The 4,274-nt window shown below is 59.1% G+C and carries 4 protein-coding genes; 1 reads left to right on the forward strand and 3 read right to left on the reverse strand.

Annotated elements, in window-relative coordinates; translation table 11 throughout:
* On the reverse strand, positions 1–1,413 hold a 1,413-nt coding region (gene carB / locus ABYA88_RS15545; RefSeq protein WP_373188296.1), incomplete at its 3' end, for a carbamoyl-phosphate synthase large subunit.
* A gap of 26 nt (positions 1,414–1,439) precedes the next feature.
* Complete coding sequence (carA, locus tag ABYA88_RS15550; protein ID WP_373188297.1) at positions 1,440–2,576, reverse strand: glutamine-hydrolyzing carbamoyl-phosphate synthase small subunit; 1,137 nt, start codon at positions 2,574–2,576, stop codon at positions 1,440–1,442.
* A 350-nt stretch (positions 2,577–2,926) separates the two neighbouring features.
* Here carA and ABYA88_RS15555 point away from each other — a divergent pair, with 350 nt between their 5' ends.
* A complete protein-coding gene (locus tag ABYA88_RS15555) occupies positions 2,927–3,697 on the forward strand; it encodes a hypothetical protein (protein WP_373188298.1) in 771 nt (256 codons plus the stop codon).
* Positions 3,698–3,767: 70 nt separating this feature from the next.
* Here ABYA88_RS15555 and dapB read toward each other — a convergent pair.
* On the reverse strand, positions 3,768–4,274 hold a 507-nt coding region (gene dapB, locus ABYA88_RS15560), incomplete at its 5' end, for a 4-hydroxy-tetrahydrodipicolinate reductase (protein ID WP_373188299.1).

The following is a 4,274-nucleotide window of genomic DNA, read 5'->3' on the forward strand; positions in this document are numbered from 1 at the left end:
CTTGATCAGATCTTCAATCTGGATCAGGAACCAGGGATCGATTTTGGTCAGGTCGAAAATCTCTTCACGACTCATACCGAAACGGAATGCATCGGCCAGATACCAGATACGGTCGGCGCCGGGCACGGTCAATTCGCGAGTAAGGTCGGTCCGCGCGTCGCTGGATTTCAGATCCACCTTGGGATCGAAGCCGCTGACGCCCACTTCCAGACCGCGCAGTGCTTTCTGCAGCGACTCCTGAAAGGTCCGGCCGATGGCCATGACCTCGCCCACGGATTTCATCTGGGTGGTCAGACGCGCGTCGGCACTGGGAAACTTCTCGAAGGCAAAACGCGGAATCTTGGTCACCACGTAATCGATCGAGGGCTCGAAGGACGCCGGCGTACGGCCGCCGGTAATGTCGTTCTGCAGCTCATCCAGGGTGTAACCCACAGCGAGCTTGGCCGCGATTTTGGCGATCGGGAAACCGGTGGCCTTGGACGCCAGGGCGGAAGAGCGCGAAACCCGCGGATTCATCTCGATCACAACCATACGGCCGTCAACCGGGTTGATGCCGAACTGTACGTTCGAGCCGCCGGTTTCCACACCGATCTCACGCAGTACCGCCAGGGAGGCGTTACGCATGATCTGGTATTCCTTGTCTGTCAACGTCTGGGCTGGCGCCACGGTGATCGAGTCACCGGTGTGCACGCCCATGGGATCGAAGTTCTCGATCGCGCAGACAATGATGCAGTTGTCCTTCTTGTCGCGGACAACTTCCATCTCGTATTCCTTCCAGCCGATCAGCGACTCATCGATCAGCAGCTCCTTGGTCGGCGACAGATCCAGACCGCGGGCGCAGATTTCTTCGAACTCTTCACGGTTGTAGGCAATACCGCCACCGGTGCCGCCCATGGTGAACGAGGGACGGATGATGCAGGGAAAGCCGACCTGATCGAGTACCGCGTTGGCTTCCTGCATGTTGTGGGCAATACCCGAGACCGGACAGGCCAGACCGATGGACTTCATCGCCTTGTCAAAGCGCGAGCGATCCTCTGCCTTGTCGATGGTATCGGCATTGGCGCCGATCATCTCAACGTTGTACTTCGCCAGCACACCGTGCTTTTCCAGATCCAGCGCGCAGTTCAGTGCGGTCTGACCACCCATGGTCGGCAGCACCGCATCGGGGCGCTCCTTGGCGATGATCTTTTCTACCGTCTGCCACTTGATCGGCTCTATGTAGGTTGCATCGGCCATGGCCGGGTCGGTCATGATGGTCGCCGGATTGGAGTTGACCAGAATGACGCGGAAACCTTCTTCCTTCAGCGCCTTGCAGGCCTGGGCACCGGAATAGTCGAACTCGCAGGCCTGGCCGATCACGATGGGGCCGGCGCCGAGGATCAGGATACTTTTAATATCTGTACGTTTTGGCATAGTCGTCTACTAAATCCTTGGGGAGTTCAAAGGCGCTCGGCCATGGCCTTGATGAATCGGTCGAATAGCGGCGCCACATCATGCGGCCCGGGACTGGCTTCGGGGTGCCCCTGGAAACTGAAAGCCGATTTGTCGGTGCGCTCGATGCCCTGCAAGGTACCGTCGAACAGCGACTTGTGGGTCGCGCGCACATTGGCCGGCAGGGTCGCCTCGTCAACGGCGAAACCGTGATTCTGGCTGGTGATCATCACCTCGCCAGTGTCCACGTTGACGACCGGGTGGTTGGCACCGTGGTGCCCGTTGACCATCTTCACGGTGCGTGCGCCGGATGCCAGTGCCAGCAACTGGTGACCCAGACAGATACCGAAGACCGGCATGTCGGTTTCGAGAATCTCCTGGATCGCCTTGATAGCGTAATCACAGGGCTCCGGATCGCCCGGCCCGTTACCCAGGAGAATACCGTCAGGCTTCAACGCCAGCGCTTCGGCGGCAGTGGTCTGCGCCGGCAACACGGTGATGCGGCAACCGCGATCAACCAGCATGCGCAGGATGTTGTACTTGATGCCGTAATCGAAGGTGACGACGTGATAGGGCAGCTCGCTTGCCGGGATCTCGACGTGGGCATTGGCTGCCAGGGACCAGACGCTGGAGCGCCATTCGTAGGTCTCCTTGACGCTGACTTCCTTGGCCAGGTCCATTCCCTTGAGGCCGGGGAATTCGCGGGCCAGTTCCAGGGCCTTTTCCTCGGTGGCGTCGTCGCCAGCAAGAATGCAGCCGTTCTGGGCCCCCTTCTCACGCAGGATCCGCGTCAGCCGGCGGGTATCGATGCCCGCGATAGCGACAGTACCGTTTTCCTTCAGATAATCAGGCAGGGACTGGGTGCTGCGCCAGTTGCTGGCCATCAGTGGCAGGTCACGAATAACCAGGCCGGCCGCCCAGACCTGGAACGACTCGCTGTCATCCGGGACTGTGCCGGTATTACCGATATGCGGATAAGTGAGCGTAACGATCTGGCGAGCATATGAGGGATCGGTGAGGATCTCCTGATAACCGGTCATGGCCGTGTTGAATACGACCTCACCGACGCTGTGACCGTCGGCGCCGATAGCCTCACCACGGAAGACACTTCCGTCGGCAAGGGCGAGAATGGCTGGCTTGGACAAGAAAACCTCCGATAGGGCTGACACATTTTACCAAACGCGGGCTGCACAAAAGCGGGAATGGAGTGCGAAACACTTCATCCCGCCGCAATGCATTGTCAGATGCGCGCTGAATAGACAGATTAGCGCGCAATTGTAACGACTTGCCTGCAGAATATCCAGCACGCAGGCGCGTGCAATGCCTGGCCGCGGGCTCGATGTTCCACAACCCCGGGAACTGTGATAAAAGTGCAGTTGGAAAGCCCGCAACCGGCCAGGCCCCATATTCCGATACAGCTGCTCCGCGCACGAGCGGGGCATTCGCCAGGCCGCGAGAGGTCTAGAAGAACAATAAAGTACTTGGGGATGACACCATGTTAATGCGTTTAAAAGGATTGATCGTACTGGGCCTGATGTGCCTGGCGCCCCTTGCCCACGCTAATGTCGAGCGATTGCAGACCGTGCACGAGTTCCGCAGCGAAGGCTACACGGTTGGCACCTACCTGCTGATCGACAACAACCTGTTCGAGCGTATCCGCGAGCCGGGCAATCGGGAGGCTTACCGCGAGTCCTTGTCGCGGATGGAGAACCTGCTGCGCCAACTGGACAGCCCCACTGAATTGCGCGCGCCCTTCGATGCCTTTGTTAATCTGATTCGCGAACTTGAGGCATTGCCCGGCGAAGAGGCTCACTACGGACTGGCGACAGTCAATCGCATCATGATGGCGCATGGCGTGCTGGACAAGGCTGCGGCTGCGATGTACGAAGAACTCGAGGGTTCAGCCAAGGAAGACCTGCTGACGCTGCACCGCCAGAGCCTCGAAACCAGTCAGATCCTCACGCTCTACCAGAACAACATGTTCAGCTCGATCGGCGTATATTTTCTGGAAAACAAGGAAGGCCTTTTTGATGATCTGGACCAGAGCATTGTCAGCCGGGCGGCAGAACTGAAAAAGCTCTACCCGGATCAGGCTGGCGCCCTTGCCCGGATGGAGAAGCAATACCAGTTCATCCAGCCGCGCCTGCAAAACCCGCTGTATGACTGGGTACCGACGATTGCTGCGTTCTACCTGCAGCGCAACATCGAAACCCTGAACGACATGGCGCGCCAGGAAATCGAGAAGGTTGTAGTCGCGGCCAGCTGACGGCCCGGCGCACCACCCAAAAAAAGGGCGAAGATTCAGATCTTCGCCCTTTTTTGTGCCCGCCGAACAATCAACCGTTCAGCGACAGCACATCCTGCATGTCGTACAGACCAGGCGCCCGACCGTCGAGCCATAGCGCCGAGCGCACGGCGCCACGAGCAAAGGTCATGCGACTGGACGCCTTGTGGGTAATCTCTACCCGCTCGCCTTCGGACGCAAACAACACCGTGTGATCCCCGACCACATCTCCGGCGCGCACCGTCGCAAAACCGATAGTCTGGCGATCTCTTGCGCCGGTCTGACCTTCACGGCCGTAGACGGCGACTTCATTCAGATCACGACCCAGCGCATCGGCCACCACCTCGCCCATGCGCAGCGCTGTACCGGAAGGCGCATCGACCTTGTGCCGGTGATGCGCCTCGATGATTTCGATATCCGCCTCGTCACCCATCACCCGGGCCGCCATATCCAGCAGCTTCAGGCACAGGTTGACGCCCACACTGAAGTTCGGCGCAAATACGATCGGAATGTCAGCCGCAGCGGCTGTCAGCAGCTCCTTTTGCTGATCCGTGAAACC

The organism is Halopseudomonas sp., from assembly GCF_041579695.1.
Taxonomy (GTDB): Bacteria; Pseudomonadota; Gammaproteobacteria; order Pseudomonadales; family Pseudomonadaceae; genus Halopseudomonas.